General features: G+C 58.6%; 16 protein-coding genes and 1 tRNA gene. 3 read left to right on the top strand and 14 right to left on the bottom strand.

The window, feature by feature from the left end; translation table 11 throughout:
• Positions 1-8: 8 nt before the first annotated feature.
• Genes WV31_RS05770 through WV31_RS05760 form a run of 3 tightly spaced genes read right to left on the bottom strand, consistent with a single transcriptional unit; the run spans position 9 to position 2,272 of the window.
• Entirely contained in the window at positions 9-1,535 is a 1,527-nt protein-coding gene (locus tag WV31_RS05770) for a bifunctional aminoglycoside phosphotransferase/ATP-binding protein (RefSeq protein WP_085372669.1), read from the bottom strand.
• Positions 1,513-2,067: a dCTP deaminase gene (gene dcd, locus WV31_RS05765; RefSeq protein WP_085372668.1), complete on the bottom strand. Its 555-nt coding sequence runs from the start codon at positions 2,065-2,067 to the stop codon at positions 1,513-1,515. The genes WV31_RS05770 and dcd overlap by 23 nt, the downstream gene beginning before the upstream one ends.
• Before the next feature lie 16 nt (positions 2,068-2,083).
• Complete coding sequence (locus WV31_RS05760; RefSeq protein WP_085372667.1) at positions 2,084-2,272, bottom strand: hypothetical protein; 189 nt, start codon at positions 2,270-2,272, stop codon at positions 2,084-2,086.
• Positions 2,273-2,394: 122 nt separating this feature from the next.
• On the opposite strand from WV31_RS05760, the gene WV31_RS05755 reads away from it, so the two are divergent.
• Positions 2,395-2,470, top strand: a tRNA-Thr gene (locus WV31_RS05755).
• 133 nt (positions 2,471-2,603) lie between these two features.
• Here WV31_RS05755 and WV31_RS05750 read toward each other — a convergent pair.
• On the bottom strand, positions 2,604-2,843 hold the full coding sequence (locus WV31_RS05750) for a hypothetical protein (RefSeq protein ID WP_085372666.1): 240 nt from the start codon (positions 2,841-2,843) through the stop codon (positions 2,604-2,606).
• Between the two features lie 955 nt (positions 2,844-3,798).
• Between WV31_RS05750 and WV31_RS05745 the strand changes: the two genes are divergently transcribed.
• Positions 3,799-4,197 carry a terminase small subunit gene (locus WV31_RS05745; protein ID WP_085372665.1) on the top strand — a complete coding sequence of 133 codons (399 nt, stop codon included), beginning with the start codon at positions 3,799-3,801 and terminating at the stop codon, positions 4,195-4,197.
• Here the strand turns inward: WV31_RS05745 and WV31_RS05740 are convergent.
• The 9 genes from WV31_RS05740 to WV31_RS05695 all read right to left on the bottom strand — a co-directional run bounded on the left by WV31_RS05740 (position 4,194) and on the right by WV31_RS05695 (position 15,119).
• On the bottom strand, positions 4,194-5,231 hold the full coding sequence (locus tag WV31_RS05740) for a phospholipase D-like domain-containing protein (RefSeq protein WP_085372664.1): 1,038 nt from the start codon (positions 5,229-5,231) through the stop codon (positions 4,194-4,196). The two genes, WV31_RS05745 and WV31_RS05740, sit on opposite strands and share 4 nt — an antisense overlap.
• Complete coding sequence (locus WV31_RS05735; protein WP_145980763.1) at positions 5,228-5,911, bottom strand: hypothetical protein; 684 nt, start codon at positions 5,909-5,911, stop codon at positions 5,228-5,230. Before WV31_RS05735 ends, WV31_RS05740 begins: the two co-directional genes overlap by 4 nt.
• The gene (locus tag WV31_RS05730) at positions 5,908-7,629 is read right to left on the bottom strand and encodes a restriction endonuclease subunit S (RefSeq protein ID WP_085372662.1); all 1,722 of its coding nucleotides are present in this window, start codon (positions 7,627-7,629) and stop codon (positions 5,908-5,910) included. Before WV31_RS05730 ends, WV31_RS05735 begins: the two co-directional genes overlap by 4 nt.
• On the bottom strand, positions 7,626-9,083 hold the full coding sequence (locus tag WV31_RS05725; protein WP_085372661.1) for a type I restriction-modification system subunit M: 1,458 nt from the start codon (positions 9,081-9,083) through the stop codon (positions 7,626-7,628). Before WV31_RS05725 ends, WV31_RS05730 begins: the two co-directional genes overlap by 4 nt.
• Before the next feature lie 3 nt (positions 9,084-9,086).
• Complete coding sequence (gene hsdR, locus WV31_RS05720; RefSeq protein WP_085375487.1) at positions 9,087-11,534, bottom strand: EcoAI/FtnUII family type I restriction enzme subunit R; 2,448 nt, start codon at positions 11,532-11,534, stop codon at positions 9,087-9,089.
• 133 nt (positions 11,535-11,667) lie between these two features.
• Complete coding sequence (locus tag WV31_RS05715; protein ID WP_085372660.1) at positions 11,668-12,618, bottom strand: AAA family ATPase; 951 nt, start codon at positions 12,616-12,618, stop codon at positions 11,668-11,670.
• Positions 12,615-13,241 (bottom strand): hypothetical protein, encoded by a 627-nt coding sequence (locus tag WV31_RS05710; protein ID WP_085372659.1) that lies wholly within the window; start codon positions 13,239-13,241, stop codon positions 12,615-12,617. Before WV31_RS05710 ends, WV31_RS05715 begins: the two co-directional genes overlap by 4 nt.
• On the bottom strand, positions 13,238-13,462 hold the full coding sequence (locus WV31_RS05705) for a hypothetical protein (protein ID WP_085372658.1): 225 nt from the start codon (positions 13,460-13,462) through the stop codon (positions 13,238-13,240). Before WV31_RS05705 ends, WV31_RS05710 begins: the two co-directional genes overlap by 4 nt.
• Positions 13,463-13,856: 394 nt before the next feature.
• Entirely contained in the window at positions 13,857-15,119 is a 1,263-nt protein-coding gene (locus tag WV31_RS05695) for a tyrosine-type recombinase/integrase (RefSeq protein ID WP_145980762.1), read from the bottom strand.
• A 514-nt stretch (positions 15,120-15,633) separates the two neighbouring features.
• On the opposite strand from WV31_RS05695, the gene WV31_RS21465 reads away from it, so the two are divergent.
• Positions 15,634-21,792, top strand: coding sequence for a hypothetical protein (locus tag WV31_RS21465; RefSeq protein WP_145980761.1), 6,159 nt, complete (start codon positions 15,634-15,636; stop codon positions 21,790-21,792).
• Positions 21,793-21,842: 50 nt separating this feature from the next.
• Here the strand turns inward: WV31_RS21465 and WV31_RS05670 are convergent, their stop codons facing one another.
• A complete protein-coding gene (locus WV31_RS05670) occupies positions 21,843-23,012 on the bottom strand; it encodes a hypothetical protein (RefSeq protein ID WP_237051508.1) in 1,170 nt (389 codons plus the stop codon).

Here is a 23,012-nt window from a genome sequence, read left to right as displayed (position 1 = left end):
GACGGGACCTATACCCCCAGCACGGCCTTGCCGGCTTCCAGGGTGACGTCCTTGGGCGGCGAGGAATCGATGCGCGTCCAGACGATGGCCCCCAGGTCGTAGGACAATTGCCGCTCCAGCACCTGGGGCGTGGCGTCCGAGACATTGGCCTTGCGCTCGGCGATGCGCCGCTTGGACAATTCCGCCGGCGCCTCCAGCCACAGCCCGTCGAAGCGCACCCCCGCCGCGCGGGCCACACGCTCGATGGCGTCCCGCTGTTCCGGCCTGGCGAAGACGGCGTCGGCCACCACGCCGTGCCCATCGGCCAGCAGGGCGGCGCAGGTGTCGTAGAGACGCTGGTAGGTGCGCTCGGTCACCTCGGGCGTATAGCCGTCTGGACCCAGCTTTTCCGAGATGGGAACGTCCATCAGGTGCTTGCGCAAGGAATCGCTCCGGACCACCGCCGCGCCGGGCACCGCCAGGAAGGGGGCCAGTTCCCGGCCCATGCGCGACTTGCCGCTGCCCGAAAGCCCCCCCACCGCCAGCAGCCGGGGCGCGGGCGGATCGAGATAGGCCCGCGCCGCCGCCAGATACGAGCGGGCATCGGCGGCCAGCCTCTCCCGCCCCTCGCCTTGCGCGCCGGCGGCCATGGTGGCGCACACATGGGCGCGCACCCCGGCCCGGGCCGAGAGATAAAGCGGCATGGGGGAGATGCCGGCGAAATCGGCGGTAAGGTCCAGATAGTGGTTCATCACCCAATTGGCCTGTTGCCGCGCCCCCCGATGGTCCAGGTCCATCAGCAGGAAGGCCAGATCGTAGATCACGTCGATGCAGGCGATGTCCTCGGAAAACTCGATGGCGTCGAACAGCGCCGGACGCCCCTGCCACAGACAGATATTGCCCAGGTGCAGGTCACCGTGGCACTGGCGGACGAAACCGGCCTCGCGCCGCTCCTCCAGCCGGGGGGCGAAACGCTCCAGGGCGGCGAAGGAGGCCCGGGCCAGATCCTCCACCGCGTCCACCGGCAGGACGGAAGGGTCCTGGGCCAGCATGGACAGCCGGTTGGTGGCGATGGTCCAGTCCAGCCCGGCGCGCCCGCCCCGGTCGGTGCGCACCGGGGCGACGCGGTGAAAGGCGGCGATGGCTTCGGTGAGCGCGTTGCAGCGCTCGCGGTCCAACCCGTTATTACCGACCAGTCGGTCGAACAGGGTGTCCTGATCGAAGCGGCGCATCTCCACCGCCCAGTCCACCGCCTCGCCCGGCCCGTCCAGTTCCAACCCGCCGCCCCGGGTACGGGTCAGCGCCCGCACGCCGAGGTAAAGGTCGGGCGTGGCGCGGCGGTTGATCTCCACCTCGGCCTCGCAGGCGGCCTTGCGCGCCGAAAGGGCGGTGAAGTCGAGGAAGGCCAAGCGCACCGGCTTCTTCAGTTTGAAGACGCGGTCCGCGGCCAGGAACAGGGTGGAGATATGGGTGTCGATGCGTTCGACCCCCGCGCCCCCATGGGTGCGGGGATCGGCCAGGAAGGCTTCCGCCTCAGAGCCGGGGCAGGGTGACACCCTGCTGCCCCTGATACTTGCCCGCGCGGTCGCCGTAGGAGGTCTCGCACACCGAGTGCCCCTTGAGGAAGATGAACTGGCAGGCGCCCTCGTTGGCGTAGATCTTGGCGGGCAGCGGCGTGGTGTTGGAGAATTCCAGGGTGACGTGGCCTTCCCATTCCGGCTCCAGCGGCGTCACGTTGACGATGATGCCGCAGCGGGCGTAGGTGGACTTGCCCAGGCAGATCACCAGAACGTCGCGGGGAATGCGGAAATACTCCACCGTGCGGGCCAGGGCGAAGCTGTTGGGAGGAATGACGCAGACGTCGGTCTCGCGGTCCACCAGGCTGTTGGCGGCGAAGGCCTTGGGGTCCACCACCGCCGAATCCACGTTGGTGAAGATCTTGAACTCGGGCGCGACGCGGGCGTCGTAGCCGTAGGAGGACAAGCCGTAGGAGATGACGCCTTCGCGCTGCAGCTTCTCGGTGAAGGGCTCGATCATGCCCTTGGTCTTGGCCATCTCGCGGATCCAGGTGTCGGGCATGACGGACATCGGGCGCTCCCCCTCTTCAACTCTCGGCTTCTTGTACTCCAGGGTCGGAGGGGGAGCAAGGCTCGCCCTCCCCCTCGGCGCGGGCGCGGCCCTGGGCCTTGCGCCGGGCCAGATTGGCGCGCAGCGCCTCGGCCTGACGCCGCTGGCGCGCTTCGGCCTCGGCATGGCCGCGGGCCGAGAATTTCGGATTGGAATCGTCGCTCATGGCCGCCAGTTTTGAGCCCTGGAGAAAACCACGTCAAGAGCCCGGAAAGACGCTTGCGTCGTCATATCGAGTGTGGCATAAAGCGCCCCTCTTCACGGGGCGCCCGCGCTTCGCAAAGAATTGCTGCCGTAGCTCAGTCGGTAGAGCATACCCTTGGTAAGGGTAAGGTCGATGGTTCGATTCCATTCGGCAGCACCATTTTCCTCTTGGAAATCAAGAGCTTACGACCCGCCCAGAAGGCGGGTCTTTTGCTTTGAGGATTTCAGGTAACACCCAGGTAACAACGCGGCATAAATTGCATCGATCGCCGATGATCGCCGGATGATCAAAATTACCGATTTAGAATTCGGTAGATGCCAACAATCAGCCACAGGAACGGCAGGGCCAGTGCGGCTCCAAGTGCGACGGGCGACAGCAGCAAACTCGAAAGCACCGCCCCTGCGATGAACGCGCCAATAGCCATGATGGCGATGAACTTGTTTGCCGCCCCGGCCATCCCCCGAGGTGCCGCCAGCTTGACCTCAAGTCGTTCAGCCCTGTCAGCCATCTTGTGGAGCCAATTGGAAAGCATCGGGGTTCCTCCGGTTGTCCACAGTCCTGACTGGCAGATTATCTTGCGGCCAGTCCGGCGCGTGAAGCAGTAGAATCGACAGCAGCATTCTTAATGGACAGCAGGGTTCAGGCCCCGCCTGAACCTCTGCCCCTCGGCGAGAGCGGGGAGGCAAAGGCAACCCGAGGCTCAGGGACCCGGACGCACAAGCCGAAGGCGCGGAGTCTGGGTGGCCGCAGGGTTGACTGCGCCAGGGGCGGAGCCCCTTAGCCTGGTGATTCCTGGCACGGTTCAGCAGGATTGGCATTCAACTTCCCGGTGGGCCAGGCCGGGAGGGGGGTATTCAAAAACCAACACACCACACACCCACAAAGTCCTACGCAACCGATTTTGGTAATTTTAAGTGCCGCCTATTTGGATTGAATGGGCGATTAGTCGCTCTCCGAGATTACGGATGGAGTTGGAGGCGTTTCCGTGGGGCCAGTGACAACCGAACCAGCTCCTCTTTTCGAGTCCGATGCCCCTTGGCGCAATTGACGTATCTGATCGAACAAGTCTTTCGGAGTCAGCGAAGTCGTTGGCTCTTGAGAATAGGTCAGAAGCTCGCATCCCCTCGGACCCCTTGCTGGGCCGAAAAGATTGTCCTGATCGTTTGAATGGGATGTCAACTTCTTCTCCTGAAAGGACGGATGAAAACCGCATTTCGGGTTTTGCTCTATTTTGTCTGGCGGCCTGAATGTAGGTCTCGGCAGACACGCCCGATACAGCGCCACTTGAATCCAGCAAGAGGCTGATCGCCATATATCGGCCATGCGTTTCAAGCGCATTGGATCAAGTCCAGTAAGGATCGCCGAGATTCCACGCTCATCATCATTGCTCATGCCATCCCCAGACGCCATCTAATCATGGATCAAATTATTTTTAGGGGCAAAATTGCTGGTATAATGAATCATACGCTGTCTTATGGAGAGCTGTTATGGCTTCGACAAATGTTGCTGTTATAGACAAGCTCACCGATAAGCAGGTCGCTCTGGTTGATACGCTTGTGATGACTGGATGCAGTGTCAAGGATGCTGCGCTGAGTGCTGGATATTCAGCGGGTTCAGGCGGTGAGTCTGCACGGGTTGTTGGATCGAAGACGCTACGACTTCCCCATGTCCAGGAGTACATGCGGCGGCGAATGGCCGAGGCGTTCAATGATGATGCGGTGAATGCCCTGGCGGTGCTGCGTGGCCTAATGGCGAATGCCGACAGCGAGTACATCCGGTTCCATGCCGCCTGCACGATCTTGGATCGGGCGGGATATGGGAAAGGCCATCAGCGGGCGGTGATCGATACGGGGAATTTCACCGTGACCATCGATCTTGGCGATTAGGCGTTGCTTGCTGCGGATTCGGCGGACTTTTTGAATTCCTGCTGCTCAAGTACGCAGAGGTCTGCATCGGCGATCTTCGCCGACTTCTCGGCATTCTTGACGGTCCTGTTGGATAGCCAATTGAAGCTACCGAGTATGAGGTACGTCCTATCAACGATGATCTCTTTAACGTGGGTGGGCCGCTCACGGATGTTGATCGTGCCAGTTAGGTTCTCGTTGGCTGCCCAGGCTTTAATTTCTTCCAGGTGATCCATGGCCCGCTTGACGTGTCTCGCTGGCGGTGGGTCGTTTACGCCAAGCTTGCAGCCATATTCGATGTAGACGTTAACGCCTCGTTTGATGGCGCGTCGGATGGACTCACGAACTCGCTGGTCGATGGCATATGAACTGATAAATGCGGAGCTTATGCAAAGCATTTCTTTTGCACTATCAATTGCTTCCATCAGTTCCGATCGGTGTTCACTGTCGTTAATCACTGTGAAGCCGCCGCTTCGTTTCGTGGCGGCGATGACCCGCTGATAGCGGTCGTCTTCCATGCCCTCGATAATGTTGCTCAAGCGCTTAATGTCGAGTTGGGCGGCGACGGCGTGGCCGATGGCAGCACCGGCAACAGCCGTTACGGCCAGTACTGGAATGCCTATCGCACCGCCCAGGGCAGCGATCCCCACTCCGCCAACTCCAGCTACCACGTAGCCGACGGCAGCTCCAATGCCCGCGCCACCGACTGCTCCTTTGATTGGTGCGCTGGTTTCGTCGTAGGCGTTCTTAACGCCCAGAGCCAGATGAGGTGCTTCATCCCGAATTTTCTGGGCGACCTCTGGCGCTGCCTGAGCCATGTGTTCGACGGCAGATTGAGCTGAGCTGGCTCCAGTCTTTATCGCATCCTTGATCTTGGGAGCCATCTCTTCGGCCTTGTCGCGGACGGCTGATGCGCCATCGGCAATAGCCTCCCTGAAGGCTGGCGCATGTTCCTTGGCCTGCTCGACTAGATCGGCACCAGCCTTCTTCATCTTGCCGTATAAATCGCCAATCATTGGATCATGTTCCTTGCGCCCATGCGGGCAAGGGCTTCGTCAATGAACCGACGTTGGTCAGGTCTGCCCGTCGCAAGCCATAGCAGTTCCTTGCCGCATTGGTCCCATTGATCAACCTGGGTCTTCTGCTTTCGGTATTTCTGAAACCGTTGCCAGATGAAGGTCAACACATCCAGCCAGGTCAACTGAGTGACCGACGGGAAGCGAGCGTCTAAGTCCGGATTGCGGCTGCCGCCGATGGACACCAGCCGGACACGGTTGTTTGGTCCAGCGTAGCATCCGGTAGCATAGAGGTCGGCGGCCACGCCATCGATCTGGTCGGTTGGCACGCAGCCTACCGCAGCCAGAACCCGGTGCATGTTCTGGCGCTCTGGCTTGGTCCAGGGGCCATTGAGCTTGCATGGTCTATTGACGGTGATTTCGGCGATTACGATGTCGATGTGGGCCTTGCTGAGGTGCAGCGCCTCCTCGTCATCCTTCATCGGCAATTCCTGATCGAAGATGAATTCGGCGCGGTGCGGAAAACGGACTGCCAAAAGGTCTGCGTCTGTCCTTTGTCCGTTCCCACGAGCGTCGTGCAGGATGAAGTTCTCGATCTGAAGGAATCCGTTGAGCCGGAAATACCAATAGGCCACTTTCTCTGGGTCAAGATCGGGCGGTTCTGGCTCTTCGACCATCACGCGGCCTCCACCGGAGCCAGCGCCTCGGCCAGCAGGGCTTCCAGCAGGCGGCGGCGGGTGTTGTCGGCGGTGTTGAGGCTTGCTTCCAACTGGTCGCACAGGGCCATCAGTTCATCGACCTTGGCGACGATGCGGTGCTGCTCGGCGAAGGGTGGGAGAGGAATGAGCATGTTCTTAAGCGCCGTGCCGTTCACGTTCGCCTGCCCAGTCTGCTTCTTGATGAGGGGGACAATCTGCGTTTCGCGGAACTCAGAAGTATTCATCGCCATGTTCAAGAACCGGGGGTTGCTGGATAGAAGCGAAGGGCGGAGCCGAATTAGATACGAAGCAAACGTCCTGATGCTATCGTCGCCAAGATAAATACCGGTCTTACCAACAAGCTCAGCACTGTTTGTGCGATTGTATAGCAGGTCGAATTTCCGAAGATACAGAGCGGGCAAATCCTCGGAGGTTTCGGGGATTCGCTTCTCGTTGCTCCAGATCACCAGCCCCTCTTGGATATTCCCCATTGTGAGGACTGGCACGCCTTTCTCTGAAGGGTTCGATTTCTGAGATGTCCCATATTGCGTGAAAAGAACGGCTTCGCCGATTCGCGACCAAATCCAAGTCGCAGGAACATCAAACGGCATCTCAGTCGGTTGAATAGGATCAAGCGGGTCCTCTCGTCGGATTTCCTTTTTCTTGACCAGTTCGACGCGCTCCTTGGCGATCCGCTTCAGCAGTTCCGACGCGGGCTCGTCGTTCGAGTCCTGCGGCACCAGCTTACCGCGCACGGCGAGGTTCAGGATCGTCTGGCGCAGTTGCTTGATCTGGTCGGGGCGTGTGGTGAGTGCCGGTAGGGCATCGAGTGCGAAGCGGGTATCGTCCTGGAAGGTCTCGGGATCGGGCGTGTTGAGGCGGGCGAGGCTCGCCGCCGTTAGCCGGTCACGGGTGGCCTCTCGTTCCGCTCGTGCGGCTTCCAGGCTGTCACAGAGGACCATCAGCTCATCGACCTTGGCGACGATGCGGCTTTGTTCGGCGAGGGGCGGAAGCGGTATCAAGATATTCGAGATAGAATCGCGATTGAGCGTTGCGCCCTTAATCGCGCCCTTGGTTTCTCCTTGGCGGGCAAACTGCGGAAGGATCATGAACAGATATGGGTCGAGATCTGTAATATGCGGACGGATTGAAATTATCGCTTCATTGTGGAATGCGGGAATACCAAGTCGTGCGATTTTCCCGATAGTTAGCTTGAAGCTCATGATTATCGCACCTGGCGTTTCCGGTTCAGAACCGAAAACTAGGTGTCGCGCCTTGTCGCTGACCGTTTCCTTCGTAGCAGTCAAAACTTGGCCATCCTTCATATCAGCTATACACACCCAGGCATGATCGCCATTGTTCCAGAACGACGTGTCATTGCGTGAAGGGGTGCGTCCAGCAGAGAAATCGACAATGTTGGAAAGCCGAACCCAACTCCATTTCGAAGGGATCGAGAACAGCACCTCAGATTCTGTGACGGGAGGAAGCGAAGGCTTATCCTTGATCTCCCCCGCCTTCACCAGCCGCGCCTTCTCCTCGGTGATCCGCTTCAGCAGGTTAGACGCTGGCTCGTCGCTCGGGTCCTGCTGCACCAACTTGCCGCGCACCGCGAGGTCGAGGATAAACTTCCTCAGCCGGGCCACCGCATCGGGGGCGTCGGCGATGCGGTGGTAGTGGGAGAGCAGGCTTTCGGCGTTCATCGTGCCAGCGCCTCGGCCAGGATCGCCTTCAATTGGTCTCGCAAGCTGGCGGCATTAGCCTCAGCGGCGTTCAGGTCAGCGAGCAGGGTTTCCGGATCGCCGTGGTCGTCGGCCACCGTGTGCGGGTTCTTGATGTCCAGGTTATAGCCACGGGCCTTCACCTCCTCGGCCGAGACCTTCCAAGCCCGTGGCGTCTCCTCGCGGCCTTGGCGCGTGGCACCGCCCCACCAGTCAATGCAGCCTTGCAGATGTTCAAACCGGATAGGCTTGGTCATCGAATAGGCTTTCTGGCCCTCGGGCAACTGGTGCTCGTAGAACCAGATATCCTTGGTCGGCTCGCCCTTCTCGAAGAATAGCAGATTGGTTCCGATGGAAGCATATGGCCGGAACACCGAATTGGGCAGCCGCACGATGGTGTGGAGGTTGCACTCTTCCATCAGGTGCTCCTTCAGCCGCGTCTTGACGCCCTCGCCGAACAGCGATCCGTCGGGCAGAACTACGGCGGCACGCCCGCTAGGCTTGAGCAGGCGAATGATCAAGGCGAGGAATAGGTCTGCCGTTTCCCTGGTACGGAAGTGTTGGGGGAAGTTTGATTCGATACCGTCTTCTTCCCTGCCGCCGAACGGCGGATTGGTCAGCACGATATCGACGCGGTCCTTCTGTTCCCAACTGATGTAGGGCCGCGCCAGCGTGTTGTCGTGACGAACGAAGCTGGCATCCTCGACACCATGCAGCAGCATGTTGGTCACGCAGAGCATGTGCGGCATCGGCTTCTTCTCTACAGCCCGCAATGCTGCCTGCATCGCCTGTTCGTCCTCGGGACGCTTCACATAGCGGTCCCGCATATGGCGGATAGCGCAGGTCAGGAAGCCGCCGGTTCCGCAGGACGGATCGAACAGAATCTCGCCGGGCTTGGGATCGATACGATCAGCCATGAAAGCCGTGACGGCGCGTGGGGTGTAGTACTCACCCGCGTTGCCAGCGGATTGGAGGTCGTTCAGAATCTGCTCGTAGATGTCGCCGAAATGCTGCCGGTCAGTGAGGTTGTTGAAATCGACGCCACTGATCTTGTTGATCACCTGGCGCATCAACTGGCCGGACTTCATGTAGTTATAGGCATCCTCGAACACGTCCGAGACGATGCGGCGACGGTCCTTGGCTCCGCCGATTGGGACGATGCCTTTGAGTGCCGGGAACAGTTGGCCATTCACGAAGTTCAACAGTTCGTCGCCGGTCATGCCTTCCGGGTCAGCAGCCCAGGTCCGCCACTGGAATTGCGACGGTATCGGCGAGCGATACTTCCCATCCAAAAGCTCAAGCTCCTGATCCTGGTCGTCGATGATCTTGAGGAAGAACATCCAGCAGAGCTGGCTGATGCGCTGGGCATCGCCATCAACGCCAGCGTCCTGACGCATGATGTCCTGGATGGATTTGACGATGTTGCGGACTGACATGGCTTAGGCAACTTCCTGATAAAGAGCTGATTGAAGTTCATGGACGGCATGCTCGAATCCCTGCCGGTCGCCGAACGCCTTGATGAGTTGGACGACGCTGCCCATTGCGGTAAACGGAGCGACCCTCAATACGTTGGCGTCATCGAGATTGAGGATGCCCTCGTCGGCGTACTTGGCAAGCAAGGCATCCAGCACGGCGCGGGCCTGTGGGCCGTACTTTGTGAACACGTCGCGTTTCTTTACGTTTTCCGCCCGCTCACGCCGGGTCAGCGGCTTCCTGTCGAAGGCTATGTGGCAGATGAGGTCAAAGGGATCGAGGTCTTTGCCCAACTCATCGGCAATGGGTTCGAGCGGCAGTCCCTCGGCCTCCAACTCCTCAATGATCGCCTGCTTGCGCTCAGCTTCCTTCCAGCGCTTCAGGAAATCATCGAGGCTTGCAAAGCGCTTCTTCAACGCCGCTTTGGTGAAGTCGCGCAGCGATTCCGTAACCAGCTTGCCGTTCTCGTCCAGATACTCGACTCGCTCGGCGACGATGGAGACGTGGACGCCATCGACATAGATTTTTTTGGTCGGTCCACCGTCGCTGCTGCCATCATCAGGGTAGCCGCCATCAACGATCACTTCGTCGTCGTCAGGCTCCTCCGGGTACGGCTGTCCGTCATCGTCAGTTGGTGGGGGGGCATCGGGAGGAGTAATCGGATCGTCCGGTCCAGGCTCGTATATCTGCACCGGTTCGCCATCAAAATCGGGGTCCGCGAAGTGGTTGGTCGCTCCCCGGAAATCCATCAGTGTGAAATAGTATTTCCGGGTGTCCTCATGGACGCGGGTGCCGCGACCAACGATCTGTTTAAACTCGGTCATGGAGTTTACGTCGCGGTCTAGAACGATCAGCCGACACGTCTGCGCATCCACGCCGGTCGAGAGCAGGCGCGAGGTTGTGACCAATACGGGATAGGTCGATTCAGGGTCGATGAAGTTGCCGAGTTGGGCCTGGCCCTCAGGATCATTGCCGGTGATCCGCATGACGTAGCGGGAATTCGCCGTGGCAAGGTCCGCATTCTCATTGATGAGCGCCTGACGCATCCGGCCCGCATGTTCCTGATCGACGCAGAAGATAATCGTCTTCTGGAACCTGTCGCCGCTCTCCTTCAGGAATTCAGTGACGCGCTTGGCCACTAGCTTGGTTCGGTCGTCTATGACCAGGGTGCGGTCGAAGTCCTTGCCGTTGTAAATCCTGTCCTCGATCTCTTCGCCATCACGGTCAAGTTTGCCGCGCTCCGGGCGGTAGCCCTCCACGTCACGGTCGATGTGAACCTTGATTACCTTGTACGGGGCTAGGAACCCATCGGCGATTCCTTGCTTCAGGGAGTAGGTGTAAACGGGCTTGCCGAAGTAGGCGATATTGGAAACGTAGCGAGTTTCCTTCGGCGTGGCGGTCAGACCGATCTGGGTTGCAGCCGAGAAGTATTCGAGGATTTCGCGCCAAGCCGAGTCCTCGGCGGCGCTGCCTCTATGGCACTCATCAATGACGATCAGATCGAAGAAGCCAGGCGAGAACTCTCGGAAGAGCTTCTGGCGTTCTTCGGGGCCGGTAATGGCCTGGTAGAGCCCAAGATATATCTCATACGCCGTGTCGATGCGCCGCTTGCTGTCGATTGCGTTGGGCAGTTCCTCGATGCTGCCGTCCTGGCGCTCAATGGTCTTGGCGTTGGTCGAGAGCTTAGCCATGGCAGGGCCGAACGGACGAAAGTCATTCACCATGGTCTGATCGACCAGAACGTTTCGGTCAGCAAGGAACAAGATGCGCTTCTTGCGGCCAGCTTTCCAAAGCCGCCAGATGATTTGGAATGCCGTGTAGGTTTTGCCGGTGCCGGTCGCCATCACCAGCAACACCCGGTCCTGGCCCTTGGCTATGGCCTCGATGGTCGCATTGATGGCGTTGACCTGGTAGTAGCGCGGCGACTTGCCGCTGCCGTCATCGTAATAGTCTTGGAGGACAATGCTTTCTGATCCCGGGGGAAAGCCCTTCCAAGCCCGATAGCGTGACCAGAGGTCAGGCGGCGACGGAAATTGATCCATGCCTAGGTTGGTTTCGACGGTGCCGTGACCAGTTCGATCATGGAGCAAGAAGCCATCACCATTGGATGAAGCCGCGAACGGCACCTCTAAGCTGATGGCGTAGTCGAGGCTCTGCTGGATTCCATCGCCAACGGTATGGTTGTTGTCCTTGGCTTCTACAACGGCCAGCGGGAGGTTCGGCTTGTACGACAAGACGTAATCAGCCCGCCTGGGAGCGCCCCGGCTGACCAGCTTGCCACGCACGATGATCCGGCCCTTGGTGATGGGGACTTCCCGGCGGATTTGGGTATCTTCATCCCAGCCAGCCCGCTGCAAGGCAGGTGTGATGAACTTGGCGCAGATGTCAGCTTCTGACAGGTCTTTCTTATCAATCGCCACCAACGCCCCCATCATGGCCTGATCAAGCTTGATAGCCTCTGCTGGGGCGGAATACTACCTTCAGATTGTGATTGGGCCAAGGTGTCCCACTGTCCCACTCCCTAGTGTTGGGACAGTGGGACAGTTCTCAGGAGTCGAGGAGGCCGTCACTCCTGGCTTTCGCCTGGATGCGGTTGACGTTGGTCTTAGGGATGCCCGTCGCGGATGAGATATCACGCGTGCTCATGCCTTGCATCGTCAAGGCAACGATCGTTGGCATGGTTGGGTCTTCGATTGAACGGCATGACCAGGCTGCCCCACCGTCCCTGATTTCCAGCTTCGCTTCAAACGGCATCGCATCTTCGCCGCTGATACCTCGGGCCTTCTCAAGATGAACTTCGAACCGAGCGCCCTCGATCGGGTTGTAACTGCCAGGTCGAAGCAACTTGATGCTCGTGTCGAGGACATCTTCGCGCTTGCTGGTGCCACGCTGCTTGCCGCCTTTTCCGGCATGATGGATCATCAAGACTGAGATGCCGCGTTTGCGAAGACTGAGCAGCCACTCCTGGACCGGAATCCAGCTCTCAGACTCATTCTCACGCCCCGCTCGGCAAAGGGTCGAAAGATTATCCAAGATCAGCAGGTCACAGCCTAAAGCCATCTGTTCATCGATAGCGGCCTGGCCTTCCGCAGATGACAGATCGGGGATCGGCTTATCCTGCAAGTCCGGGGTTATAATCCGGAGAAAGTCAGGGGCCGGGGGTTTGGTGGCCCAGGAGGCATCAATCGCCGTCAGGCGCTCTTGCATGGTTGCCGCAGGCATTTCACCATCGATATACAGCACCCTCCTCGGCACAGGCGCAGACCATTTAAAGACGGCTCCCCCAGAAGCCACGGCGTAGGCGATGCTGAGCGCGACATGGGTCTTTCCAATACCTCGCTCGGCGAAGACCATCACCAGGCCCTGGGTCGGTATGATCGGTGCCAACACCATCTCCCTCAAAGGAATCTTCATGGCCAGGAACTGATCCATGGATATGGATTTGAGACGTGGCTGGCGCTCTGCTTCAGCCAGGTCGATCAGTTTCACATCTTTCATGCCGCTCTCCCGTAATCGACCGCAAACAGGATGCGTGGAATTGGGCGGGGCGGCGGTTCAAGAGCAGAACGAAGCTGCTGGCCGATCCCGATATCGGTGATGACGAAATCGACGATGCCTGCCAAGCAGCTCAAGCGGCTGTAGGTACGCGACCAGTCGATGATAACAATGCCGTGGCCACCACGTTCGCCAGGACCAATCCAGACGGCCGCCTGCGCCCATTGGCAAGGATCGCGGAATACCATCAGGCGATTGGGGGTGACGGGGAGGCAGGTGCAGTTCCAAATCGCCCATTCCCCGAGGAGATCGGCAAGGCCGCACCGGGTGAAGGTCTTTCCAGTACTCGGCACCCAAGCAGCCAGGTCGATGATGTCTTCTGGCTTGCCTGGGGCGGGACCTGCCCAGACAGGAGCGATGATAGCTTTGACGCCATTCGGGTCATTGGGATCGTTGGGGGTATAATTACCGTCGGAATCGACGGTGACATTCGAGACGCCACCCCCCAAGCCCATGGTGACGGCCTTGAGGGGCCAGCCAACATGATTGCGCCAAGCCGCCGCCTGCTTGGTGCCAGCGACGACAAGCGCATTGTCGAGTTCGTTGTAGAGGTCTCCGCCGCTCATGACGAGACCTCCACGAAGGCATTATAGAAGGCCCTGTACGCCTCCTCTTTTTTCAACAGGGAGGCTCGTGTGGGATGCCTCCAGTGATTGATAGCCAGCGCCTGAAAAGCTTTCCAGGCGTTGGCGGCGATGGTATTCTCGGTGGTGTCGAAGCTGCCCGCTGAGACAATTTCCGAGGGCTGGACGCTGGCAGGCGTCCGGCCTTCTTCGTTCATGGCCATGGCTAAGCGGCCCTCCCCTTGTCAGAGGTTGAGGCCATAGGGTCAGACATTAACGAGCTGATGTAATTATCCAGGTCTGACTGAGCGTAGATAACCTGGCGTTTCACCTTGCGAAAGCGAGGCCCCCCACCGCGAACACGAAGGGTTTCGAGAGTGCTTACAGTCCTCTGGACACCGTTTTGGGTCAGATATTCGGCAGCCTGCTTGGAGCCGAAAAACAGTTCTTTATAATGCATCGGAATCTCCTGAACGATAACCAGCGCTCAGTTTGGTGCCTCGCCATTATGGGCTCAATGCACCCAATTCCTGAGCTTGTATGCTGAGATTCGTCTGAGCTTGCCGATGCCTCAATGCACAGCCTAAGTGGGGTATCTGACGTGCGAAATCGCCCTAACTATGCCGATATACGGCCTTCCAAGGCTGCAGAAATTTGCTCCGAGACTGCATCAGCTGCATTAACAAGGGCACGGTCCGGAACATGTGCATATCTCGCGGTCACGCTGGCGAGTGTGTGACCGAGCAATCCGGCGATGGTGAGTTCGGAATAGTCCATCGCGGCAGCGGTGGCGGCGAACGAGTGGCGAAGCACGTGGATGGTAACGCCTTCCAGCCCGGCGCGTTCGCAGATACGCCCCAGCGCTTTTGGCAACCCGATATAATGGCCCTCCCCTCTCTCTGCTGGAAAGACCCACGGGCTGCCCTCACGCCTCTTTAGTTCCTCCAACAGAGCCACGGCATCAGCACCAATTGGGCGAAGCTGTGCCCCGCTCTTGGTGTCGTCGAAGCGGATGCAGCGGGCCTTGGTATCGATCCAATTCCACGGCAACGAGAGAGCTTCGTTTCGACGCAGGCCGGTGAGCAGCAGAAAACGGATCGCGGCAATGGCTGTCGGACTTTCGTCCGGTGCTGCTCGCATCGCCTCTCCCAGTGCAGTGATCTCATCAAGCGAAAGGAACCTGCGCTGCTTGCCGTCAGCGTGCTTCTTCACACCATCAGCGGGATTGGCCTTGATCTGCCTGGCTCGCTTAGCGTGTTCGAATATGGTTTGCAGCATTCCGACGACTCGGCTGGCTGCACCAATCCCGCCTCTTGTGGCGCTACCTCTGCCGGTCCTTGCCTTGGCCGATTTACCGGCGACGATATCGGCCTGAAAGCGCTCGATATCTGCAAGCGACAGGCTGTCCACTTTTTTGGCTCCCAGCAACGGCACGACGTGAGTGTTGATGCGGCTTCGATCCTGGTACAGCGTCCAGTCCTTGATCTTGCGGCCATGCCGACCGAGTAGCGCTCCTTTCTCGGCCTGTTCCAGATACCAGGTGCAGACCTGGGCGACGGTCATGGCCTCTCTGGCGGCAGTCTTGTCGCTGGCAGGATCGCCTCCCTTGGCGGCCTCTGCCAACTTTTCTCGGGCTAGGGAGCGAGCTTCGTCGGGGGTGAGAGTTCCCACCTTGGCAAGGGTGACCTTGCGTTGCCGCCCCTCATGGGTGCGATACATGATGATCCAGCTTGCCGCCGTGCCTTGCACGCGCAATCCAAACCCTGAAAGGCTTTCGTCCAGATAGGTCCGGTCCTTGGCCTCTGGTTCGGCCAGGATGCGATTGACGAATTGCTTGGTAAGCCTGGGCATGCGGCGATCTCCATCAGCCTTGCCGGTCACTCCAAACTCAGGTAACACTCAGGTAACAGCTTGGAGTGAATTCAGCCAGGTCGGAACAGACTTCAGCATGCCACAAAGCCGGCAGAAACGCTAGGTTTTACAGGCATTGCCAGCCAATAACAAACTCTAGCAGGCTCCTGGAATTCTCCTTGGTAAGGGTAAGGTCGATGGTTCGATTCCATTCGGCAGCACCATGAAAGGCCTCAGGGAAACCTGGGGCCTTTCGCCGTTTCAGGGGCCACAAGCCCCCCCTTCCAAGCGACACCCCCCCCCGCCCGCCATCCGGATACGGACGCCTCACCGCGCCGGCCATCAGAAAAATTCAACCATTTAAGAAAAGTTATATAGTCAGCAATACCTTAGGATGACAGCACCAAGGCATACACTTCACCCCCGCACCAGACTTCAAACTTTAGGCAGCAAAGACGGTTGCCCACGATACAGACTATCGCATACCATGCATATTAGACTGAAAATATGACTTTTAGCTGCTGCGCTCTGGGGGGAGATAGGCATGGCTGACGCAAGTCCAGATGAGGCCGGGAATCCGAGCACGCCAAAGCAGTCGATCACAACGGAAGAATTCTTCATTCCATTTGGCAACCACACGGGAAGCGCCACCGACGAGGGGCATTCCCCGATGCTGGGACGCCAGGTGCTGCGCTCGCAGCTCATCCGCATGCTGGTGTTCGGTGGCCGCCAGCTGGCCTGCCTGATCACCGGCCGTCGCGGCATGGGGAAAAGCAGTTTCGTCCGCCATTGCCTGGACGAGTACACCAATAATCACTACGAACGCTTTCGCCGCATCCAGGGCGGCAAATCGGTGGTCGACGCCCTCATGGCCGTGACGGTGTTGACCCTGCTGATCAGTACCCTGGTCCTGGTCATGCGACTGTCGGGATTCCTGCTGACCTCATCTGAAGTGTTCACCCGAATCATCGGCTACACACTGTCGTTCCTGCTGACCGGCCCGATCATCTTCGGCCTGATGTACGCGTGGAGATCACGCATCTATCCAAACGCCAGCCTCATCCTGATCGTTTGGGTCCTGGCGGACATCTTGATGTTCCTGCTGATCTCATTCACGACCCTTGCACATTGGAGCAAACTATTCGGCAAATCGGACCAGAACTTGGCGTTAATAATAATGCCAACAACATACATATTATTAACAGGGGCCATATGCACAACCATCCGCAACAACCCAAGGCTCGTCAACACACTCAGATACCTAGCCACAACAAATATGTCATTAAGCATGGCAATATCCGTAATAATTACATATAAAATATGCGGAACAAAGCCAGACATCACATCAGCACTGGGAGCCCCGCACTCTTCAATTGCGTTTTTATTTGTATTATATTTTATATTTGCCATAACAATCTCGGCAGAGATAAACCAGCGCATCTCCCAAAAAGAAATTCCGAATATATCAATAAAACCCATATTGGCTCAAGTCGTAATTACAGCCAAAGCATCACTGTTTATGATATTCGGCATGTCGATACTCATAACGTCGATAAACAACTCAAAACATATCAGGGAAAATATACTATATAAATTGCGCACAAATGGCACAGAAAACAACCTTTCAATAACAAACATGAGCGATGAACACATCATATTATGGTCAATTATCTGCATCATGGCACTAATGCTATTTGAATTTTTCTTTATATCGAGATTAAGCGGTGTTTTTTCTGGAAAAGAACTCACTCCAGACGAGCAGGAAGAAAACAAGGCAGAGCAGAACAGCCCCTTTCACGGCTATGACGCCACCGATTGGTATCGTCGCCTGGAGCAGATGACCCTCACCTGGCAGATTTATCGCCTCTACACCCCGCCCATCATCGCAACCGTCAACCTCGGCTTTGACCAACTTCGCCACGAGAGCGTCATTCACGGCATGCTGCAATCCCTGAGGGAGCAGTACCATCGCCAATTCATTGACTGGAACGCCCACCTCGCCGTGATCATGCGGATCTGCGGAGGAATAACGCTCGTCATACTGACCGCGCTGTTTACGAAAGATTCATTCCATATCCGAGAGGAACTTTACGAAACAAGCGGCATTCAATGCAAGATAGACGACGAACCAAACAACATTAAAATGGGACGTATTGCCAGGTTCCTATGCAAAGCCAGCAGCACCTGGCCCCTAATCGATACACTATACATACCAATACTATCATGGGGCGAATCAGATATACTCTACAGACAGAACAAGATCATATCATCATCAATGCTTAGCATTTTCCTGGCAAGCACCGATCCACGGTTCGATCAGAAAGAACGTTCATATACAAAGAACACCCCTCTGACAAAGGATGGAAAATCCCTGTCTGAGATAGAACGGCTTATAGCGCTATCAGATATTGAAATAATCAACTACGGCAGACAGATAGAATCAATTGAAGCCGGCCTAAGCAAGCTTCGCGACAAGAATAACGCATTAACGTCAAGCAAAGTAAATGAAATTAACAACATCAAATCCAACATAAATACAATCATCAACCAAATAACGCCACAACAAAAAACATCAGCAAAGCCAAAGCAATCAAACGAGACATCCGCTCAGCAAGAAAATGTCTCAAGGATATTGTCATCACTATCAAACTACATCGAATCTGAGGTGACGAGAAAATCTCCATCATCAATTATTGACGTCCTTGACCAGCTAAAGGAAGAAACATCAAAATTAAAAAATAGCACTAGCATTAAGCGAGATGATCTAAACAATCTGAAGGCCACATTTAATACGGAAAACATACCGGATCGCCCAGCAATTAACGGCATCCGCCTCTATCATATTCTAGTATTCCTTGGAATGTATGTCATTTGGCTGAAATTCATCAACTACTTCCCCATCCTTCCCTACAGGAGCATGCTGAAGAGGATCGATGATCTGTTGGATGGCCTGACCGCCAGAACCGTCTCCAACCGACAGCGCGACATCTGGGCCCCGGCCCGCTGGGTCCACACCCTGATCGGCGGTGCGCAGGAAACCGGAACTGTCGATCGCAAGCCGATCGATCCCCGGGCGGTGGAAGCGGCCTTCATTTCCATCATCCGCGACTGCACGAGATCCTATTGGGAATTGCCCGGCGGCAAGTGGATGCGCCTTGGCATTCCCTCGCCGGAAATCACCTTCGTTTTCGACGAAATGGACAAGCTGTGGGCCAAGAGCGGGCATTATGTTCCGGCCATGGGCGACAAGGCCGGGGCCGACGGCCCGCGCAAGGACGAGACGACGGCCCCCGCTTCGGGCGGTATCCAGTTCGATGAGCGCCAGCGCGCCATCATGACCAACCGGCTGCTGTCGGACCTGAAGCGGGTCATCGCCGACAGTCCGGCCCGCTTCATCTTTGTCGGCGGCAGGCTGTTGCACGACGAATGGCTGGCCGACATGCATTCCGGGGCCGCGCTGCTGACCAGCATCTTCGACGCGGAAATGTACATTCCCTCGCTGCTGACCGACACCCATTCCGGCCACCACGTCCAAGGTGAAAAGAAGCGCCTCGACGAAATGGTGCAGTTCTATCTGGAAAAGCGGCACCAGATCGCCGTGCATTACCAGGAGCAGTGGCAGGCGGAAAACCATTATTGGTTCCCCTGGTTCCGCCGCCGCCCGGAACGCGGTCTGGTCTTCATGTCGGCGGAGGACGGCAAGCCGCCGAAGCCGGCTGGTCTCGAGGTATGGCACACCGTCTATCACGGCAAGCCCGTCCTGTTGCCGTCCGTCTGGCAGGCCGTGGTGCTGCGCGACCTCTGCCAGTACCTGACCTACCGCAGCACCGGCAATCCCAAGCGCCTGAAGGAGATGGTCGCCGACCTGATCCGTCTGAAGAACCGGGTGCTGCCCGATCGGGAACAGGCGACGGACCCGGTCGGACGCAGTACCGAGATCATCTGCCTCAATCCCCCCGCCATCGTCCGCATCCAGTTTCTGGCCGAAGTATACCGCCACCTCACCGCCAAGCTGGGCCCCCGCCTGCTGCACCGGGACGACAAGATGGCGCTGTCGGCCTTCGACCTTACCGACAACCTGTTCAAGTTCCATCGCCGCGCCTTCAGCTGGCGCAACATCGAGCGTGTGGACGAGCTCACCCACATCCACCGCGCCCCGGATATCCGCGAGCTGCTGTCCGACATCGTCGGGCATTTCGGCCACCGATACCTGCATCGGGTCGTCAACGGCATGTACGATTTCCGCTTCCGCGGCGAGATCAGCCAGGAGATCTCCTACATCTCGCAATACAATGAAAGCGAGATGGCGGCGCTGAACTTCACCCTCGACGAATCCCAGGCGCTGAAGGCCAGCTACCGCGCCCAGCTGACCGGCCGGGAACCGGAAAGCCTGGATATTCTCGCCGCCTTGGGCGAGCTCTATGAATACGATCAGGAATACGACATCGCCTGCCAGCACTATCGGCGGGCCTTGCGTCTGGCCGACCAGGAACTGCACGCCCTGCTGGCCGGAACCGGCGGCCACCCCACCGCCAAGGAAGCCGAGGGCATCCTGGGCCGCATCCTGGACAATCCCGCCGGCACCTATCCGGTCATCCCGCTGGGCTGGGCGTTGACCCGCCTTCGCCTGATGATGCAGGTGGGCATGGCCAGCGAGCTTTCCGGCGATTTCGAGCGGGCGGAGGGCGAGTACGTCGAAGCCTATCATCTGGCCCGGAAGTTCCTCACCTATTACATCCGTTTCGACTACAGCCTGGACGACGGCACCAAGACGCCCCCCCGCCGGCACACCCTGGCTCCCGAAGGCGAAACGCTGAAGCATGCCGGTCTGCTCTATCAGCCTCTGTTCGCCATCGCCTGGGTGTCGGAAAAGCTGTGGTGCGACATCGACACCAGTTCGACCATCGTCGAAAAGGCGGTGGCGGAATTGCGGGCGACACTGCCCTTCGTCAGGGATGGGAAGACTCATTTGTCGGAGAGGCCAGACAAGGTGACCCATTCCGGCTTCGCCCTGATCATCTCCGACATTCACAATAAAAGCGGCGACCTCTATTTCTTCAAGGGAAGATCTGCAATTCCATCTGTTAACATAAAGGGCTATGTAACAGAAGGACGCGACATATCAACAAAAAGAACCAAACAAGACATTGAGCGATATGAAGGGGCAGAGGGATATCTGCTGCGGTCACATTTTCATTACTGTATGGCGCTGCATGAAATCCGGCGCTACACGAACCACCGCCGGCAAAGCTCCGCTTACAAGCTTCAGGTTCTCGAAACGGGATGGAGAACCCTGGCGGGCGGCAATTCGCCGTCCTTCCTGAAGCGCGCGGCCGCCGGCGTCGTAGCCAATCTGGCCGAAGGGATCCTGGCCCGCGTCTCCGTGTGCAGCCTGATCATAGGCAAGCCGTCGATTCCGGCCAAAAAAATGCCGGTGCCCGGCAGCGCCGCTCCGTTGTTCGACACCCTTCGGACATGGCTCCACCTCGACCACGTTTCCGATCCCGCGCATGGCGTCTCCCAGAACGCCAACGCGCTGGTTTGGCAGGGCGAATGGCTGTCCGACTGGTTCGGCAAGTGGAACGACCGGGACGACGCCGGCAATCACCGGCTGAGCTTCAACACCCCCCACCATGCCGACAGCCGGCTGCTGATTTCGCTTCACCTCAGTATGGCCGGTGCGGAAATGCGGGCCGAGGACGGCCATTTCGACGATGCCGCCACCGAAATGGTCATGGTCGCCCAGACGGTGGCGCGTTACCTCTGGTCATTCCGGGTGATCAGTGCCCTGCCGGACGATACCGACGCCAACCGGTGGCTTCGAGACCACTGGAATGACGGCGCCGAGGCGTTGCGCAGCTACCGGCTCCAGTTGTTTGAATTCGGTGTCTATGCCCTCGAACGCGCCGGCCATTGGTTCACCCTGGCCCGCGACACCGGACGGTCGTCCAAAGACAGCAACTGGGTCAAAGACGGCGAGATTCCCATCGAGCACGACATCATCCCCACCGACGCCGTCACGGCCGCCTGCTCTCTTGGATTGGCCCTGGAAAGCACGGACGAGGAGAACTGGCGGGTCGAAGGTTACTCCAGATGCTTTGAGAACAGCAATAAAGAGCACTCCCCGTGGAGCTTGCAGTTGAAACGCCTTTTGAATCTGATCGAATTGTGGAAGGCACCAACGCTGAACCTTGGATCAGAGAAGGAGATGCTTCGTTTCACGCTTTACAACAATTTGCGCATTCATCGCTATCCTGTACTTAATCGAATGCGCGGTCTCAAGGTGATGCTCGACAGCCTGCTTCTCGACGCCTCCGCACTGGAATTGTCGCTCAACCGGTTCGGCAAAGGAAACAGCGGCCCCATTTGCGTAACGCCACAGGTGCTTTTCAACGAACTCGACACATTGTTCGAGCGCTTCAACGCGCCGCATCTGTTCCCGTTCAGCGACATCGGCCAGTCGGCCGCACTCTTCGTCCTGATTGGGCAGGGCGATGAACGTATCCGCCGCACCGCCATCCGCTATCTGAAAAGTGGAATGGAGATGTATTCGCTGGGAACCGCTTACTACACGTCGCTGTCCAAGATGTTCTACCTGTACGACGATTTCAACGACCGGGTCCTGCACCACACGCGGGCGCAGGAAATGGCGTCCTGGGAGCTGACATCCATTCTTCTCGGCCAGGTAACACAGGGCCGTTAAGATTCGGGGCGGCCGGACCGTGATCAGACGGCAACTCTGTGGTTCGGCCTTCAGCCCACGAAGACCGGGGCGAAGCCGCCGCCCGGGGTGCGGAAGTTGGTGGTCTGGCCCTGGTACAGCCGGGCCGCCAGCTGGACGACGCGGCCGCCCCAGGCATTGGCCCGGATATCGACCTTCAGTTCATCCTCCACATGGTCCGGGCGCAGGCGCGACGGCGGCACGTAAAGCTGGGCCACGTAGGGCGAGGCCAGGATGACGGGCCAGGTGGAGCGCGACAGCTTTTCGCCGCGATAGACCGCCTTGCCGGCATGGCCCTTGGCCGGCTTGAAGAACCAGCGCTTGCGCCCGGCCCACAGCTCCTCGGCGTTGGCGGCGGTGACGGGGATCGTGGGCGGCACCACCCGGGCGACGTTGGCGGCGATGTCGGGACGCACGCCGATGGTGCGCAGCGCCTGCTCGTCGGAGAGCAGCGCCATCACCCGCTTGTCGGAATAAAGGAAATGGGCGCGCGGGTCGGGGGTGACCACGGTGCGGCCGTCGCGCCAAGCCTCGGCCAGCGCCCGATGCGCAGCCGAATCCAGGCTGAAATCCACCAGGCGGTTATAGACCATGTCCACCGCGCCGGCCCGGAACTGGCCGGGATCGAGAATCTCGGCCTGATAGCCGGCCCGCTGGAACAGTCTTCGGTAGAGCTGGAACTCGGGTTCCAGGTACTGGCTGGGCGGGGCGTCGTCGATGATCGCCACCCGGCCGAGCGTGACCTCGCCGCGCTGGCGTTCCCATTCGTCGCGAAAGGCGTCCAGCGCGATTCCCTCCACCTCGGGGGCGTCGCCCAGGTCGGGCCGGCAGGCGGCCAGGGCACGGGCCTGGACCGCCACCGCCAGCATGCCACCGGGATTGGTGTTGATCTCGATCAGACGCGGCCCCTCCGGCGTCAGGTGGAAGTCGAAGCCCAGCATCCAGCCGCCCAGGCCATGGTCGGGCAGGCCCTCGCCCCGGGCGATCTCCAGCGCCGCCTCGACCAGGATGGGATCGGCGAAGGCGGCGTCGAGGACATGCACCGCCCGCTCGATCCGCTCGGCGTCGTGGCGGGGAAGCTGAATGGCGCAAGGCGACAACAGACCCTGGCGCCGCCGCAGGTCCTCGCCGATGGTCGGGTCGGACAGTTCGTCGCCGATGGCCGCCCACATCCGTTCCTCGGGAACGGAAATTGCTTTCAC

It is taken from the genome of Magnetospirillum sp. ME-1 (assembly GCF_002105535.1).
Taxonomy (GTDB): Bacteria; Pseudomonadota; Alphaproteobacteria; order Rhodospirillales; family Magnetospirillaceae; genus Phaeospirillum.
The sequence above is the reverse complement of the archived record's forward strand: the minus strand, read 5'-3'. Positions and strand labels throughout refer to the sequence as shown.

What these genes read in the sequence shown, in the direction of transcription:
- WV31_RS05705 (WP_085372658.1), bottom strand. Translation starts at nt 13,462, where the DNA reads ATGGCCATGAACGAAGAAGGCCGGACGCCTGCCAGCGTCCAGCCCTCG.
- WV31_RS05710 (WP_085372659.1), bottom strand. Translation starts at nt 13,241, where the DNA reads ATGAGCGGCGGAGACCTCTACAACGAACTCGACAATGCGCTTGTCGTC.
- WV31_RS05750 (WP_085372666.1), bottom strand. Translation starts at nt 2,843, where the DNA reads ATGCTTTCCAATTGGCTCCACAAGATGGCTGACAGGGCTGAACGACTT.
- dcd (WP_085372668.1), bottom strand. Translation starts at nt 2,067, where the DNA reads ATGTCCGTCATGCCCGACACCTGGATCCGCGAGATGGCCAAGACCAAG.
- WV31_RS21465 (WP_145980761.1), top strand. Translation starts at nt 15,634, where the DNA reads ATGGCTGACGCAAGTCCAGATGAGGCCGGGAATCCGAGCACGCCAAAG.
- WV31_RS05745 (WP_085372665.1), top strand. Translation starts at nt 3,799, where the DNA reads ATGGCTTCGACAAATGTTGCTGTTATAGACAAGCTCACCGATAAGCAG.
- WV31_RS05730 (WP_085372662.1), bottom strand. Translation starts at nt 7,629, where the DNA reads ATGAACGCCGAAAGCCTGCTCTCCCACTACCACCGCATCGCCGACGCC.
- WV31_RS05740 (WP_085372664.1), bottom strand. Translation starts at nt 5,231, where the DNA reads ATGATTGGCGATTTATACGGCAAGATGAAGAAGGCTGGTGCCGATCTA.
- WV31_RS05715 (WP_085372660.1), bottom strand. Translation starts at nt 12,618, where the DNA reads ATGAAAGATGTGAAACTGATCGACCTGGCTGAAGCAGAGCGCCAGCCA.
- WV31_RS05760 (WP_085372667.1), bottom strand. Translation starts at nt 2,272, where the DNA reads ATGAGCGACGATTCCAATCCGAAATTCTCGGCCCGCGGCCATGCCGAG.
- WV31_RS05725 (WP_085372661.1), bottom strand. Translation starts at nt 9,083, where the DNA reads ATGTCAGTCCGCAACATCGTCAAATCCATCCAGGACATCATGCGTCAG.